This is a genomic window from Microbacterium sp. NPDC019599, assembly GCF_040632175.1.
Lineage (GTDB): Bacteria > Actinomycetota > Actinomycetes > Actinomycetales > Microbacteriaceae > Microbacterium.
In genome coordinates, this window is the sequence record NZ_JBEYBL010000004.1 from 243813 (window position 1) to 258762 (window position 14950).

The 14950-nt window shown below is 71.0% G+C and carries 15 protein-coding genes and 3 tRNA genes; 13 read left to right on the forward strand and 5 right to left on the reverse strand.

Features of this window, described 5'->3' with window-relative positions:
• Window positions 1-16: 16 nt before the first annotated feature.
• Complete coding sequence (locus ABZ477_RS09860) at window positions 17-1033, reverse strand: SDR family oxidoreductase (RefSeq protein ID WP_360131660.1); 1017 nt, start codon at window positions 1031-1033, stop codon at window positions 17-19.
• A 103-nt stretch (window positions 1034-1136) separates the two neighbouring features.
• On the opposite strand from ABZ477_RS09860, the gene ABZ477_RS09865 reads away from it, so the two are divergent.
• Window positions 1137-2390, forward strand: a complete 1254-nt coding sequence (locus ABZ477_RS09865; RefSeq protein ID WP_360131663.1) for an FAD-dependent oxidoreductase — start codon at window positions 1137-1139, stop codon at window positions 2388-2390.
• Window positions 2391-2496: 106 nt separating this feature from the next.
• On the opposite strand, the gene ABZ477_RS09870 is transcribed toward ABZ477_RS09865, so the two are convergent.
• The 3 genes from ABZ477_RS09870 to ABZ477_RS09880 all read right to left on the reverse strand — a co-directional run bounded on the left by ABZ477_RS09870 (window position 2497) and on the right by ABZ477_RS09880 (window position 2813).
• Window positions 2497-2569, reverse strand: a tRNA-Phe gene (locus ABZ477_RS09870).
• A gap of 70 nt (window positions 2570-2639) precedes the next feature.
• Window positions 2640-2713, reverse strand: a tRNA-Asp gene (locus tag ABZ477_RS09875).
• A 24-nt stretch (window positions 2714-2737) separates the two neighbouring features.
• Window positions 2738-2813, reverse strand: a tRNA-Glu gene (locus ABZ477_RS09880).
• A gap of 233 nt (window positions 2814-3046) precedes the next feature.
• Between ABZ477_RS09880 and ABZ477_RS09885 the strand changes: the two genes are divergently transcribed.
• Window positions 3047-4420 carry a peptidoglycan DD-metalloendopeptidase family protein gene (locus ABZ477_RS09885; protein WP_360131666.1) on the forward strand — a complete coding sequence of 458 codons (1374 nt, stop codon included), beginning with the start codon at window positions 3047-3049 and terminating at the stop codon, window positions 4418-4420.
• A 68-nt stretch (window positions 4421-4488) separates the two neighbouring features.
• Here the strand turns inward: ABZ477_RS09885 and ppa are convergent, their stop codons facing one another.
• The gene (gene ppa, locus ABZ477_RS09890) at window positions 4489-5040 is read right to left on the reverse strand and encodes an inorganic diphosphatase (RefSeq protein ID WP_360131669.1); all 552 of its coding nucleotides are present in this window, start codon (window positions 5038-5040) and stop codon (window positions 4489-4491) included.
• Between the two features lie 167 nt (window positions 5041-5207).
• Between ppa and tilS the strand changes: the two genes are divergently transcribed.
• The 11 genes from tilS to ABZ477_RS09945 all read left to right on the forward strand — a co-directional run bounded on the left by tilS (window position 5208) and on the right by ABZ477_RS09945 (window position 14928).
• The gene (gene tilS, locus ABZ477_RS09895; RefSeq protein ID WP_360131672.1) at window positions 5208-6200 is read left to right on the forward strand and encodes a tRNA lysidine(34) synthetase TilS; all 993 of its coding nucleotides are present in this window, start codon (window positions 5208-5210) and stop codon (window positions 6198-6200) included.
• A 138-nt stretch (window positions 6201-6338) separates the two neighbouring features.
• Window positions 6339-6890, forward strand: coding sequence for a hypoxanthine phosphoribosyltransferase (gene hpt / locus ABZ477_RS09900; RefSeq protein WP_360131674.1), 552 nt, complete (start codon window positions 6339-6341; stop codon window positions 6888-6890).
• Between the two features lie 162 nt (window positions 6891-7052).
• Window positions 7053-9059: an ATP-dependent zinc metalloprotease FtsH gene (gene ftsH, locus ABZ477_RS09905; RefSeq protein WP_360131677.1), complete on the forward strand. Its 2007-nt coding sequence runs from the start codon at window positions 7053-7055 to the stop codon at window positions 9057-9059.
• Window positions 9060-9068: 9 nt separating this feature from the next.
• Complete coding sequence (gene folE / locus ABZ477_RS09910; RefSeq protein ID WP_360131680.1) at window positions 9069-9659, forward strand: GTP cyclohydrolase I; 591 nt, start codon at window positions 9069-9071, stop codon at window positions 9657-9659.
• An 11-nt stretch (window positions 9660-9670) separates the two neighbouring features.
• Window positions 9671-10492, forward strand: a complete 822-nt coding sequence (folP, locus tag ABZ477_RS09915) for a dihydropteroate synthase (protein ID WP_360131979.1) — start codon at window positions 9671-9673, stop codon at window positions 10490-10492.
• Window positions 10480-10854 (forward strand): dihydroneopterin aldolase, encoded by a 375-nt coding sequence (folB, locus tag ABZ477_RS09920; RefSeq protein ID WP_360131683.1) that lies wholly within the window; start codon window positions 10480-10482, stop codon window positions 10852-10854. Before folP ends, folB begins: the two co-directional genes overlap by 13 nt.
• Complete coding sequence (folK, locus tag ABZ477_RS09925; RefSeq protein ID WP_360131686.1) at window positions 10851-11384, forward strand: 2-amino-4-hydroxy-6-hydroxymethyldihydropteridine diphosphokinase; 534 nt, start codon at window positions 10851-10853, stop codon at window positions 11382-11384. The genes folB and folK overlap by 4 nt, the downstream gene beginning before the upstream one ends.
• The gene (locus ABZ477_RS09930; protein ID WP_360131689.1) at window positions 11381-11872 is read left to right on the forward strand and encodes a DUF3180 domain-containing protein; all 492 of its coding nucleotides are present in this window, start codon (window positions 11381-11383) and stop codon (window positions 11870-11872) included. The genes folK and ABZ477_RS09930 overlap by 4 nt, the downstream gene beginning before the upstream one ends.
• Before the next feature lie 166 nt (window positions 11873-12038).
• Window positions 12039-12575: a PH domain-containing protein gene (locus tag ABZ477_RS09935; RefSeq protein ID WP_360131982.1), complete on the forward strand. Its 537-nt coding sequence runs from the start codon at window positions 12039-12041 to the stop codon at window positions 12573-12575.
• A complete protein-coding gene (locus ABZ477_RS09940) occupies window positions 12572-14209 on the forward strand; it encodes a PH domain-containing protein (protein ID WP_360131692.1) in 1638 nt (545 codons plus the stop codon). The genes ABZ477_RS09935 and ABZ477_RS09940 overlap by 4 nt, the downstream gene beginning before the upstream one ends.
• Window positions 14206-14928: a DUF2520 domain-containing protein gene (locus tag ABZ477_RS09945; protein ID WP_360131695.1), complete on the forward strand. Its 723-nt coding sequence runs from the start codon at window positions 14206-14208 to the stop codon at window positions 14926-14928. The genes ABZ477_RS09940 and ABZ477_RS09945 overlap by 4 nt, the downstream gene beginning before the upstream one ends.
• Window positions 14929-14950: the final 22 nt, after the last annotated feature.

A 14950-nucleotide genomic window follows, 5' to 3' on the forward strand; every position in this document is an offset into this window, starting at 1 on the left:
GTTGACCGGAGCTGGCTCATTCGGCAGGCGCGGAGTCCTCGTTCCAGGCGTTCGACCGGATTCGGCTCTCGCTTGTCCGGTTCGTCGGCGGTATCTCGAACCGCACTCCGGCGAGCTCCTCCGACACCTCCAGGATCCGCCGCGCCCGCGCGGTGTCGGCGATCCGGCGGTACACGCGCTGGCGGCGAGGCGGCCCCTGCAGATGCAGCATCCCGCCGGGTCCGTAGAACCTGCCGGGTGCAGCGTCCGGATGGGCCGCGGCGTAGAGCGCGGGGAGGGATGCCTCGGCCGGCGTCCCGCCGACGCCGGCGTCCATGATCCTCCGCGCGAGGCGGGCCCACACGCTGCGGCTCTCGAGAAGTTCTGCGGGCGCGATGTTGGTGATCGCGATGCCGGGATGCGAGAGGTTCGTCGTGATGGCCCAGCCGGCGTCCGCACTTCGGCGTCCCAGCTCGAGCGCGAAGAGGCTCAGTGCGGCCTTCGACGCGCCGTAGGCCCCGAGCACCGAGTAGTGCGTCGCGAGCTGCAGGTCGTCCCAGCGGATCCTCGCGAACCTCGCGGCGAGACTGGACTGCACGGTCACGCGCGCCCGGCCGGCGGAGAGCAGGGGGAGGATCCGCGAGACGAGTGCGAAGTGGCCCAGGTGGTTCGTCTGGAAGTGCAGCTCGAAACCGTCGGCACTCAGGTGCCGCTCCGGATCTCCGAGCGCGATCATCCCCGCATTGAGGACCAGGACGTGGATCGGCAGGCCGTCGGCGAGCAGCCGGTCGGCGGCCGCCGCGACCGAGCCGAGCCGAGCGAGATCGCAGTCGACCAGCGTGAGCGCGGCATCCGGAGCGTCCTCCCGGATGAGGGCGACCGCACGCTCGCCCTTCGCCCGGTTGCGGACGGGAAGGACGACGTCGGCCCCGGCAGTCGCGAGCCCCCTGGCGATCTCGATCCCGACGCCGTCGCTCGCCCCCGTCACGACGGCTCGCCGCCCGGCCAGATCGGGGAGGCTGACGGTCCAGCGCGGAGGACGCGACGAGTCCATGGAGGGGTCCTCTCGGCGACGGGGGTGCAAGGACCGGGTGCGCTGGTGGTCACACGCTAGCGGTCTGCACCGTCGCACGGGAAGACTGACCGTAGGAGGCCGGGTGCGGATCGGGATCATCGGAGGCGGCGGAGCCGGGCTCACCGCCGCCTGGCTGCTCGAGCAGCACCACGACGTGACCCTCTTCGAAGCCGACGAGCGGCTCGGCGGTCACGCGCACACCGTCGACGTCGAGGCGCACGGGCAGCGGTTCGGGGTCGACGCGGGGTTCCAGTTCTTCGGTCCCGGGTCGACGTACGCGACGTTCAACCGTCTGCTCGCGGCGCTCCAGGTGCCGGTGCGCACCTATCCGGCGACGATGACCCTCCACCGGATGCCGGATGGCGCGCAGGTCGCGCTGCCCCCGTGGCGCGGCGGCAGGATCGTGTGGCCGTCGGTGACCCCGTCCGCGATCCACGACCTCGTGTGCTTCCGCCGGCTGCTGAGCGGCATCCCCGACTTCCTCGGCCGCCGCGACACGACGGTGACGACCGAGGAGTACATCGCGTCGCAGCGTCTGCCCGCTCGATTCGTCGATCGCTTCCTCTACCCGCTGCTGCTCGCCCTGTGGTGCGTCGAGCCGCAGCAGCTCAAGGGATTCGCCGCGTACAACACGCTCTTCTACCTGGGCGAGTCGCTCGCAGACGGCTTCCATCCGCCGAAGCAGCTCGAGATCGAGGGCGGGATGCGGACCTACGTCGACGCGCTGGCCCGCAGCCTCACGCGGGCAGCGATCCGGACGCGTGCGCGTGTCGACGCCGTGACCCGCGACGGCGAGGCCTTCACGATCCGGGATTCCACGGGCTCGACCTTCGAGGTGGACCGCCTCGTGATCGCGACCGGCGCGCGCCAGGCGCTCGCCCTCGTCGAGCCGCTGGACGGCCTCGACGACGTGGCCGCTCAGCTGCGTCGCTTCCGATATTTCGACACGACGATCGCGGTCCACGGCGACCGCCGGCTCATGCCCCCCAGCGAGTCGGCGTGGTCGGTCGTCAACGCGCGGTGGGACGGCCGCCACAGCCAGCTGTCGATCTGGAACCCCGAGCGCGGACTGCCGGTCTTCCGCAGCTGGGTGACGTACGAGGAGCGGATGCCGGAGCCGCTGTACGCGACGGCCGGATACGAGCACCTCCTCGTGACAACCGAGCACTTCGATGCGCAGGCGCGCCTGCACCGGCTGCAGGGACGCGCCGGAGTCTGGCTCGCGGGCCTCTACACCGACGACGCCGACTCGCATGAGAGCGCAGTCCACTCCGCTGTCACGATCGCGCGAGAGCTGGCGCCGGATTCCCCGCGCCTGAGGCTCCTCACCGGGTAGGGCGGGTGACGGATGCTGTCACACCCGTCGCAGGAGGGAAAAGCGAAACCCCCGCGATGTAGAAGCTACGCGGGGGTTCCTGGGGTGATTGTAACGATCACCCTTGTGGCTCCGACCGGCATCGATCCGGTGACCTTTCGATTTTCAGTCGAACGCTCTACCAACTGAGCTACAGAGCCGCACGGCATCCGAGGAGCCGTGTCCTAGACGAAAGGCCCTCTGGAAACCAAAGGGCCCGTCGCTTTAGAGCGACCCTGACGGGACTTGAACCCGCGACCTCCGCCGTGACAGGGCGGCACGCTAACCAACTGCGCTACAGGGCCATGCTTATTCAATTGTTGTTCGGGTGGTGACCCCAACGGGATTCGAACCCGTGCTACCGCCGTGAAAGGGCGGCGTCCTAGGCCGCTAAACGATGGGGCCGGATGAACCCCCGGCTCATCGCCCGGCGCTCACGCTTACCGACGCTCAAGCATAAGAGATCTCCGGCGAAACCGCCAATCGAGGGCGGGTCCCCCTGGAAAATCGCGGGAAGTCGGCGCACGATAGGTGATGTGTCTCGCCCCGCGAAGGGCGGGGCGGCGCTACGGCAACCCCTTGCACGTGTGACTCATGTTGCTACTGTGAAAGTTGTTGTCCTGAACGGGGAGGTTCGCGTGGAGCCGGATCACGCCCTCGAAGAGTGCGGCTGCGCGCCCACTCCACGAGAGCGCCGCGCCCTGTGGCCCTCGGTCAGCAGGCGCACGGCCCTCGGATTGGGTGCCCTGGGCATCGTCGGGATCGCCGCTCTGGCGGGCCCGCTGCTCCCGCCGGCCTTCGCCGCCGACTACCCCTCGTGGGACGACGTGCAGGCCGCCCGCGCCAACGAGGCCGCCAAGGCGGGTGAGGTCAAGCGGATCAACGGGCTCATCGACGGCCTCACGGCCGAGGTGGCCCGCACGCAGGCCGAGGCCGAGCGCCTCGCGGGTGAGTTCTACACGGCACAGCAGGAGTACTTCGACGCAGCCCAGCGCGCCGAGCAGCTGCAGCAGCAGGCCGACGAACAGGCCGCCAAGGCGGTGGACGCCGCGAACAAGGCGGGCCGGGTCGCGGCTCAGCTGTATCGCAACGGCGGCGACGACACGTCGCTCGAGCTCTTCTTCGCGGGCTCCGCTGCGTCGGCGGACGATCTGCTCGCGCGGCTAGGGACGATGGATCAGCTCATCGCCCGCAACGAAGCCGTGTACTCCGAGGCGATCACGGCGCGAGACTCGGCGCAGAGCCTCAGCGACCAGGCCGTCGTCGCCCGCGACGAGCGCGATCGGCTGCAGCAGATCGCCGAGCAGAAGATGGTCGAGGCTCAGCAGGCTGCGGACGCAGCGCAGGCTGCGCTCCTCGAGCAGCAGAAGCACCTCACCGTCCTCCAGGCCCAGCTCGCCGCGCTGCAGGACAAGACCGCGAAGACGATCGCCGGCTACAAGGCGGGCGTCGAAGCGGCTCGCAAGGCCGCAGAGGAAGCCGCGCGGCGCGCTCGTGAAGAGGCCGAGCGGCTCGCCCGCGAAGCCGCAGCCAACGCCGGAGGCGGCGGTGGCGGAGGCGGTGGAGGCGGCGGCAACGGCGGAGTCGTCGTGGGCACCGGTTGGGCGCGCCCCTCGTCGGGCTGGCGCACCTCGGGGTACGGTCCCCGGTCGGTGCAGTGCGGCAACGGCTACTGCTCCAGCGGCTTCCACTACGGCGTGGACCTCGCGTCGGGGTGCGGTTCGGCGATCTACGCGGCCCATGCCGGGAGCGTCGTCTACGCAGGCCCCAACGGCGGGTACGGCAACTACATCAAGCTCGACCACGGCGAGGGCATCGGCACGGGCTACGGCCACATCCAGAACGGCGGCATCCTCGTCCGCTGGGGACAGTGGGTCGAAGCCGGACAGCTCATCGCCTACGAAGGCAACACCGGCAATTCGTTCGGCTGCCACGTCCACTTCGAGACGTACGTCAACGGCTACCCGGTCAACCCCATCAGCTTCATGGGGCAGCGCGGCATCTCGGTCTGACCCCGACGCGCCTCAACGCAAAGGGACGGATGCTGGCAGCATCCGTCCCTTTCGTTTCAGGTGACCGGTCAGACGTTCGGGCCGGGCTCCGTCGTCTTGGGGGCGACTCCCTCGCCCTGCGTGGCGGTCTGGCCCTCGTGCTCCTTGAAGCGGTCGAACGCCTCGCCCACGAGGCGCTCGGCCTCGGCCGCGTCGGCCCACTCGTCGACCTTGACCCACTTGCCGGGCTCGAGGTCCTTGTAGTGCTCGAAGAAGTGCGTGATCTCCTTCTGCGTGTACTCGGGGATGTCGGCGACGTCCTGGATGTGCGACCAGCGCGGGTCCTTGGCGAGCACCGCGACGACCTTGTCGTCGCCGCCGGCCTCGTCGCTCATCTTGAGCACGCCCACGGGGCGCACCTTCGCGAGGATGCCGGGGGAGAGGTCCTGGTCGAGCAGGACGAGCACGTCGAGCGGGTCGCCGTCCTCGCCGAGCGTGTTCTCGAAGAAGCCGTAGTTGGTGGGGTAGCCCATCGGCGTGTAGAGGATCCGGTCGAGGTAGACGCGGCCCGTGCCGTGATCGACCTCGTACTTGATCTTGCTGTTGCGCGGGATCTCGATGACGGCGTCGTACGCGCCCATGTGGGACTCCTTAGGAAGACGGGGATGCCGCGACAAGCCTAGCCGCGGGCCCTGGGCGGCCCGAACTCCGGCTGCCTGGGACGTGAGGCCTCTCCGCACGGCGTGTCGCGCCCCACGCGCACAATCCAGCCGGAGTTGCGCACGTCCCGGGTCGGTAGCGTGGTGACGTGACGCATCGACCTGGCCTCGATCCCGCCGTCGCCGAGGTGCGGCGTGCCGTGCGCGCCGCGCTCGCAGGCCTGGCCGAGGGCGCGACTGTCCTCGTGGCCCTGTCGGGCGGCGCCGATTCGCTCGCCCTTGCCGCCGCGACGGCGTTCGAGGCGCCGAAGCTCGGCCTGCGTGCGGCATCCCTCACGGTCGACCACGGGCTGCAGGCCGCCTCCGCCGCCGTCGCCGAAGCCGCGGCCCGTGCCGCGACCGCGCTGGGCCTGGAGGCGCTCGTCGTCCGCGCGGAGGTCGGTGCGGACGGGGGTCCCGAGGCGGCGGCACGCGACGCGCGCTACCGCGCGATCCGGGATGCCGCGATCCGCGTCGACGCCGCGGCGGCGCTCCTCGGCCACACGCTCGACGACCAGGCCGAGACGGTGCTCCTGGGGCTCGCCCGCGGGTCGGGCGCCGCGAGCCTGCAGGGGATGGCGCCGGCCTCCGAGCTCGACGGGCTGCCGCTGCTGCGTCCGCTGCTCGGCATCCGCCGCGTGACGACCCACGCCGCGTGCTCGGCGCAGGGCCTCCAGCCGTGGCACGACCCGCACAACAACGACCCCGCCTACGCGCGCGTGCGCGTGCGGCGCAGCGTCCTGCCCGTGCTCGAGGAGGAGCTCGGTCCCGGCATCGCCGAAGCGCTCGCGCGCACCGCGGAGCAGCTGCGTGAGGACGCCGCGGCGTTCGACGACATGATCGACGAGACGATCGAAGACATCGTCGAGCACGCCGAGGCGGGGATCTCGGTGTCCGTCCCGGCGCTCGCGGCCAACCCCGCGGCGCTGCGCAACCGGATCATCCGGCATGTCGTGGCCGCCGAGTTCGGGCAGAGCCTCACGCGCACGCAGACCCTCGAGGTCGCGCGGCTCGTGACGGACTGGGCGGGGCAGGGCCCCATCGACCTGCCCGGATGCACCGCCCGGCGTGCGGGCGCACGGCTCGAGTTCACCGCCCGCTGACCTCGTCCACACCAGTTCGTCTCCGTCGAACGCGCGTCGGCAGAGCCGAGAAGCCCGCGTTTCACGGAGAGGAACTCCGAGGGCGGGGCGGCAATCCGTCGGGTGCTTCGCCGAGACCGGCACCCTAGAGTGGGTGCCATGCGGGCTGCCGACATCCAGAGCGACATCACCGAGATCCTCCTGACGGAGGAGCAGATCCGAGAGAAGCTCGAGGAGATCGCGGCGCAGGTCGCGGCGGACTACGAGGGCAAGGACCTCCTCCTCGTCGGCGTCCTGAAGGGCGCTGTCATGGTCATGGCCGACTTCTCCCGCGCACTGCCGTTCCCCGTGCCGATGGACTGGATGGCGGTGTCCTCCTACGGCGCCGGCACGAAGTCGAGCGGCGTCGTCCAGATCCGGAAGGATCTCGACACCGACATCCACGACAAGCACGTGCTGATCGTCGAGGACATCATCGATTCGGGCCTCACGCTCAGCTGGCTGCTCGAGAACTTCGCGTCGCGCGGCGCGGCGTCCGTCGAGGTCTTCGCGCTGCTGCGCAAGCCGGAGGCCGCGAAGGTCCACGTCGACTGCCGCTACGTCGGGTTCGAGATACCGACGGAGTTCGTCATCGGGTACGGGCTGGACTACGACGAGAAGTACCGCAATCTCCGCGACATCGCGGTGCTCGCGCCCCACGTCTACGCGTGACGGCGGCGTGCGGCATCCCGTCGAGCGTCAGGGATGCTGTACGCCGTGGGCGAATGCACAGATTAGGCATAGTCGGCTAGCGATACCCTGATTCAACCGCCGCCGCAAGCTCTCGTCGCGCGCGCCGGCTCGCTGACGAAGGGAACGGGCCCAGCCCGCACCATGGACCTCAAGAAGATCACTCGCAACCCGCTCTTCTACGTGCTGATGATCGGGTTCCTCCTCGTCGTGGGGTTCTCGCTCATCTCGAGCCTGGGCGGCGCGAAGCAGATCTCGACCCAGGAGGGTCTCCAGCTGCTCGCCGGCGACACCGTCACCGAGGTCACGAACACCGACGGCGACCAGCGCGTCGACATGAAGCTCTCCGAGCCCTATGAGGGTGCGACGGACGTGCAGTTCTACTACGTGTCGGCCCGCGCGGACGAGGTCGTGGACGCCGTCAACGCGGCCGACCCGACCGAGGGCTTCAACGACGCCGTGCCGCGGGCGACGTGGTTCGACGGCTTCATCTCCCTCTTCCTGCCGATCCTGCTGCTCGGCCTGCTCTTCTGGTTCCTGCTCTCCAGCGCCCAGGGCGGCGGCAGCAAGGTCATGCAGTTCGGCAAGTCGCGCGCGAAGCTCGTGACGAAGGAGACCCCGACGGTCACGTTCGGCGACGTCGCGGGCTCGGACGAGGCGATCGAGGAGCTCCAGGAGATCAAGGACTTCCTCAAGGACCCGGCCAAGTTCCAGGCCGTGGGTGCCCGCATCCCGAAGGGCGTGCTGCTGTACGGCCCTCCCGGAACCGGCAAGACGCTCCTCGCGCGCGCCGTCGCGGGCGAGGCCGGCGTGCCGTTCTACTCGATCTCGGGCTCGGACTTCGTCGAGATGTTCGTCGGCGTCGGCGCTTCGCGTGTGCGCGACCTCTTCAACCAGGCCAAGGAGTCGGCCCCCGCGATCATCTTCATCGACGAGATCGACGCCGTGGGCCGCCACCGCGGCGCGGGTCTCGGCGGCGGTCACGACGAGCGCGAGCAGACGCTCAACCAGATGCTCGTCGAGATGGACGGCTTCGACCCCAAGGCGAACGTCATCGTGATCGCGGCGACCAATCGCCCCGACATCCTCGATCCCGCACTTCTGCGCCCGGGCCGCTTCGACCGCCAGATCGGCGTCGACGCGCCGGACCTCAAGGGCCGCCAGAAGATCCTCGAGGTGCACGGCCGGGGCAAGCCCCTCGCCGACGGCGTCGACCTCGAGGTCGTCGCGCGCAAGACGCCCGGCTTCACGGGTGCCGACCTCGCGAACGTCCTCAACGAGGCCGCGCTGCTGACGGCGCGCTCCAACGCGCAGCTCATCGACAACCGCGCGCTCGACGAGGCGATCGATCGCGTCCTGGCCGGTCCTCAGCGCCGCACGCGGGTGATGAAGGACAAGGAGAAGCTCATCACGGCCTACCACGAGGGCGGTCACGCGCTCGCGGCGGCGGCGATGAACCACACCGACCCCGTGACGAAGGTCACGATCCTTCCGCGCGGGCGCGCTCTGGGCTACACGATGGTGCTTCCGCTCGACGACAAGTACTCCGTCACGCGCAACGAGCTGCAGGATCAGCTCGCCTACGCGATGGGCGGCCGCGTCGCGGAGGAGGTCGTCTTCCACGACCCCACGACGGGCGCTTCCAACGACATCGAGAAGGCGACGAACATCGCCCGCAAGATGGTCACGGAGTACGGCATGACGACCGACGTCGGACCCGTCAAGCTCGGTCAGGCCTCCGGCGAGATGTTCCTCGGGCGCGACATGGGCCATGGCCGGGACTTCTCCGAGCGCATCGCCGAGCGCGTCGACGTCGAGGTCCGCGCACTCATCGAGCAGGCGCACAACGAGGCGTACCAGGTCATCAACGCCAACCGGGACGTGCTCGACAAGCTCGCGCTCGCGCTCCTCGAGAAGGAGACGCTCGACCACCTCGAGCTCGCCGAGATCTTCAAGGACGTCAAGAAGCTGCCGCCGCGCCCGCAGTGGCTCTCCAGCGACGACCGCCCGGTCTCGGAGCTCCCGCCGGTCGACGTGCCCCGCACGCGCGACGAGGCCGGACTGGCCGCGTCCGTCGAGGCCGAGCAGCCCGCCGCCGAGAAGGCGCCCCGCCGCCGTCCGACCGGTCAGGCGCGCCCCGCGACCGCGTAGGCTCGGCGTGTGGCGGTCGATCGTGAGCGCGTCGCGGCGCTGATCCGTGAACTGCTCGAGGCGATCGGGGAGGATCCCGATCGCCCAGGGCTGAAGGCGACGCCCGGTCGTGTCGCGGACGCCTACGCCGAGTTCTTCGGCGGCGTCGGGCAGGATGCCTCCACGCCTCTGGCCAACACGATCTCGATCGCGCACGGGCCCGCGCCCGAGACGTCGCCCTCCGGGGCCGTCATGCTCCGCGACATCCAGTTCCGGTCGGTCTGCGAGCACCACCTGCTCCCGTTCCGCGGCAAGGCGCACATCGCCTATCTTCCGGGCGACCACGTCGTCGGGCTCGGCGCGCTGCCCAAGGTCGTCGACATCCTCGCGTCGCGTCCCCAGGTGCAGGAGCGCCTGGGCGAGCAGATCGCGGATGCCATCGCGGATGCCCTGGATGCCCGCGGAGTGCTCGTCGTGCTGGATGCCTCGCACGGATGCGTCACGATGCGCGGCGACCGGCAGCACGATGCGTCGACCGTGACGATCGCTGCCCGCGGCGAGCTGGCATCCGCTGCCGCGCGGGCCGAGCTCATCGCGCTCATCGGCGCGGGCCGGGAGTGAGGGCCGCCGCGATGCCGTGCCTCGTCATGGGGATCGTCAACGTGACACCCGACTCCTTCAGCGACGGCGGCCTCTTCCTCGCCGCCGACGCCGCGATCGCGCACGGGCTCGAGCTGCGGGCGCACGGCGCCGACCTCCTCGATGTGGGCGGCGAGTCGACGAGGCCGGGAGCCGAGCGCGTCGATCCCGCCGTCGAGCAAGGGCGCGTCCTCCCGGTCGTCGAGGCGCTCGCGTCCTCGGGGGCGATCGTGAGCATCGACACCATGAACGCGTCGACGGCGGTCGCCGCTGTCGAAGCCGGCGCCCGCATCGTCAACGACGTATCGGGCGGCCTCGCGGATCCCGCAATGCTCGCCGCCGTGGCGGGGACGGATGCCGAGATCGTCGTGCAGCACTGGCGCGGGCACTCCGCCGACATGTACGCGCAGGCGACGTACGACGACATCGTGTCGGACGTCGTCGGCGAGCTCGCGCGTCGCGTCGAGGCCGCCGTGACCGCGGGCATCCCGCCGGAGAGGGTCATCGTCGACCCGGGGATCGGGTTCGGCAAGAAGGGCGCACAGAACTGGGCCGTGCTGCACGGGCTGCCGCGCCTGGCGGCCCTCGGCCACCGCGTGCTCGTCGGCACGAGCCGCAAGCGCTTCCTCGTCGAGACCCTCGAGACGCGCGGAGGCGAGGCATCCATCCCCCGTCGCGATCTGGCGACCGCCGTCACGAGCGTCCTCGCGGCGCAGGCCGGCGCGTGGGGTGTGCGCGTCCACGACGTCGCGGCGACCGTCGATGCGCTCGATGTCGCGGCGCAGTGGGAGAGTGGATCGACATGGACTTCGTAGACGAGATCGCGATCACGGGCATCCGCGCCTTCGGATTCCACGGTGTGTACCCGGACGAGAAGCGCGACGGGCAGGAGTTCGTCATCGACGCGCAGCTGTTCCTCTCGACGGCCCGCGCGGCCGAGACCGATGACGTCGCCGACACGGTGCACTACGGCGAGCTCGCCGAAGAGATCGCGGCGATCGTGGCCGGCGACCCGGTCGACCTCATCGAGACGCTCGCGAGCCGCCTCGCCGAGGCCGTCCTCGCGCACGACCTCGTCCAGATGACGCGCATCACGGTGCACAAGCCGTCGGCGCCCATCGCGGCGCCGTTCGCGGATGTCACGGTGACCGTCACGCGCACGAGGAGCGAGCGATGAACCGGCGCCTGGCGCAGGGATTCCGCGGCGCCGAGCGCGGCGAGCCCCGTCCGCCCGTTCGCGCGGTCGTCGCCCTGGGCGCGAACCTCGGCGACCGGGCGGCCACCCTGCGCACCGCCGTCGCCGAGATCGCGCGGCTGCCCCTCACCGCCGACGTCCGTGCCGCCGACGTCATCGAGTCCGTCGCCATCAAGCCCGAGGGACCGGATGCCTCGGCCCCCGCCTACCTCAACACCGTCGCCCTCGTGACGACGCGCCTCGCGCCCTCCGTCCTGCTCTCGTACCTCCACGCGATCGAGGCGCGCCACGGCCGCGAGCGGACGGAGCGCTGGGGCGACCGCACGCTCGACCTCGATCTCATCGCCTACGGCGACGCGCGCAGCGACACCCCCGAGCTGCGCCTCCCGCATCCGCGCGCGGCCGAACGGGACTTCGTTCTGGCCCCCTGGCTCGCCCTGGATCCCGACGCGGAGCTCCCCGGAGCCGGCCGCGTCGACGAGCTGCTGCGCCGGCTGAGGTCGGCTTCGTGAGGCGCACAGGCGCCGGCATCCTGATCCTGACGGCGGCGATCGGGCTCGGAATCGGCTTCCTCGTCGATCAGCTGCTCACGAGCGCGGGGCGCGCGACCTTCGTCCCCGGCGTGACGCTCCCGATCCTCCTCGTACTGCTCGGCGGCTTCGTCGTCGTGCTCGCGCTCCCGATCCGCCGTGCGACCCGTGGAGTCGCCGGGACGCCCGTCGACCCCTTCCGCGCCGTCCGGATCGCGATGCTCGCGAAGGCCTCGAGCATCGTCGGCGCGGCGTTCGCGGGGTTCGCCGGCGGGCTGGCCCTCTTCCTCCTGACGCGCCCCGTCACGCCCTCGGTAGGCTCATGGGGCGCCGTCATCGCGACCATCGTGTGCGGCGTGCTCCTCGTGGCCGCGGGCCTCGTGGCCGAGCATCTGTGCACCATCCGGAAGGACGACGATGACGAACACCCCGGCGACCCCGGTCCCGGATTCGACGCCCATTCCCACTGACGCCGACCCCGCCCCCGTCGGCGCCGCCGTCGAACTCGAGCAGGCGCAGGTGGCGGTCGCCGCGACGGATGCTGCTCCCGCCGCGGTCGTGGGAGGGACGGATGCTGCTCCCACCCCCGCGGCCGTCGAGGGAGCGACGGATGCCCCTCCCGCTGCGGCGCCGAGCGTGCCGGCATCCCTCGACCAGGGCACCTACTCGCGTGTGATCGAACCGCGCTCCCCGCACCGGCTGGAGCTCGAGCGGGGCACGTGGCACCAGATCTCGCGCAAGTACCTCTGGGTGCAGCTCATCTCGTCGGGCGTCGTGCTCGTGCTGGTCGTCGCCGCGATGCTCACGCTCACGCTCGCTCTGGGCCAGCCGTGGGCGCTCATCCCGGGCGGCATCGTGAGCGTCATCCTGATCTGGACGATGGCGATCCTCCCGCGGCAGGTCCGGGCGATCGGCTATCAGCTCCGCGACGACGACCTCGTCTTCCGGCGCGGCATCCTGTGGCAGCGGATGGTCGCGGTGCCCTACGGGCGCATGCAGCTCGTCGACATCACCCACGGCCCGCTCGACCGCGGGTTCGGCATCGCGCAGCTCAAGTTCGTGACGGCGGCCGCGACGACGGGCGTCACGATCCCGGGTCTCCAGCAGACGACGGCCGAGACGCTCCGCGACCACCTCGTCGCGGTCGCTGAGAGCCGCCGGACCGGGCTGTGACCGACTTCAGCCTCCCACCCGCCGAGTCGCCGGCCGAGGCGACGGCCGCACCGACGGCCGCACCACCGCCTCAGGACCTCGTGCGCTCGCCGCTCAGCGACGGCGAGTGGCACCGGCTGCATCCTCTGACTCCGCTCCTGCGCGGCGGGCTCTTTCTCGTCGTCGTGATCGGCATCATCGTCGCGAACCTCCGCGACCGGCTCATCTTCCTTTTCCTGCCGATGTTCGCGCCGGATCTGCCCGCCGAGGAGCTCGAGGAGTTCGAGTCGAGCGGTGACCCGATCGACTTCATCATCGCGAACAACCTCTATCTGGTCGCCGGCGGCGTCGTGCTCCTCGTGCTCGTCGCGCTCGTCGTGATCTTCTACCTGTCGTGGCGCTTCCACACCTTCCGCATCACGGGTGACGACGTCGAGGTTCGCAGCGGCATCCTCTTCCGCACGCAGCGCCGCGCGCCCCTGGACCGCGTGCAGGGCGTCAACCTGACGCGGCCGATGATCGCCCGGCTCCTGGGCATGGCCAAGCTCGAGGTCGTGGGTGCCGGCACCGACGCCAACGTCAAGCTGGAGTATCTGTCGACCGCGAATGCCGAGGCCGTGCGCGCCGACATCCTCCGTCTCGCGTCCGGACGCAGGCTCGCCGAGACGCACGCGGGCGCCCCCGCGGCCGGGCGCACGCGGATGGGCGCGCTCACCGACACGGTGTCGCGCGGGATCACCGGGATGATCGAGGGCGACGAGGCACCCGTCGCGATCCCGGAGTCGGTGGTCCACATCCCCGTCATCCGGCTCATCGTGTCGCACGTCATCAGTCCTGCGACGATCGGGCTCGTCGTCGGACTGGTCGCGATCGCGGCGGGCTCCATCACGAGCACGCCGTGGCTCCTGTTCGGCATGATCCCGGCAGTCATCGGCTTCGTCGCGTACTGGATCCGCTCGATCGTGCGCTCATTGCGGTACTCGATCGCGCCGACGCCCGACGGCGTGCGGATCACGTTCGGCCTCCTCACGACGATCACCGAGATCGTCCCGCCCGGCCGCGTGCACGCCGTCGAGGTCTCGCAGTCGATCCTGTGGCGGCCGTTCGGCTGGTGGTCGGTGCGCATCAACCGCCTGACGGGCCGAAGCCTGAGCGATTCGAACACCGACCAGTTCACGACGGTGCTCCCCGTGGGGACGCTCGCGGACGTCGAGCGCGTGCTCCGGCTCCTCCTCCCGGGCGTCCCGGATGCCGAGTGGCCGCTCATCGCAGGCGAAGGCGTGCTGGGCTCCGGCAAGGGCGACTCGTTCACCGATACGCCGCGCCGCGCATGGTTCCTGCGCCCGTTCTCGTGGCGGCGCAACGGCTTCCGCCTGACCTCGGACGTCCTGCTGCTGCGCCGCGGCGTCGTGTGGCGAAAGCTCGCGATCCTTCCGCTCGCGCGGCTGCAGAGCCTCGCGCTGCACCAGGGACCCGTCGACCGGGCCCTGGGCGTCGCCTCGGCGCGCGCGCACACCGTCGCGGGGCCGGTCTACAGCGCGCTCTCGGCCATCGACCGGACCTCGGCGCTCGGGCTGTTCGAGGATGTCGCGGCAGGCGCCGTGCGCGCAGCATCCGTCGACCGCTCCCACCGCTGGGCGCAGGAGCAGGCATGACGCGTGCAGGACGCCTCGGTGTCGGCATCATCGGGGCGGGCAAGGTCGGCCCCGTGATCGGCGCCGCGCTCGCGGGCGCCGGGCACGCCCTCACCGGGATCACGCCCGGCTCGGACGAGGAGCGGGTCGAGGCGATCCTGCCGGGGCTCCCCGTTCTCGATGCCCTGGAGGTCGTGCGGCGCAGCGAGCTCGTCGTCATCGCGGTGCCGCACGACGACCTTCCGGGGCTCGTCGCGGGGCTCGCCGAGATCGGCGCGTGGCAGCCCGGTCAGCTCGTCCTGCACACCGACCCCGGATACGGCACCGACGTCCTGGCGCCCGCGGTCGCGCGCGGTGTCATCCCGCTCGCCGTCCACCCCGCGATCACGTTCACCGGCACCTCGATGGACCTCAGACAGCTCGCCCACGCCTACGCCGCCGTCACGGCGCCCGCCGCGGTGCTGCCGATCGCTCAGGCGCTCGCCGTCGAACTCGGCTGCGAGCCCGTCGTGGTGGCGGAGTCGGACCGGGCCGCGTACGGCGAGGCGATCGCGATCTCGACCGAGTTCTCGCGCTCGATCGTCGCGCAGGCTGCGGCGCTGCTGCGCGACGCCGGAGTCCCGCATCCGGGCTCGTATCTGTCGGCGCTCGCGCATTCGACGCTGGACCAGGCGCTCACAGAGGCGGGATCGGCGGGTTCCGCGGATGCCGGACCCTCCGCCGCTACGATCGACGGGTGACGCCGCGCGGGAGCGCTCTCAG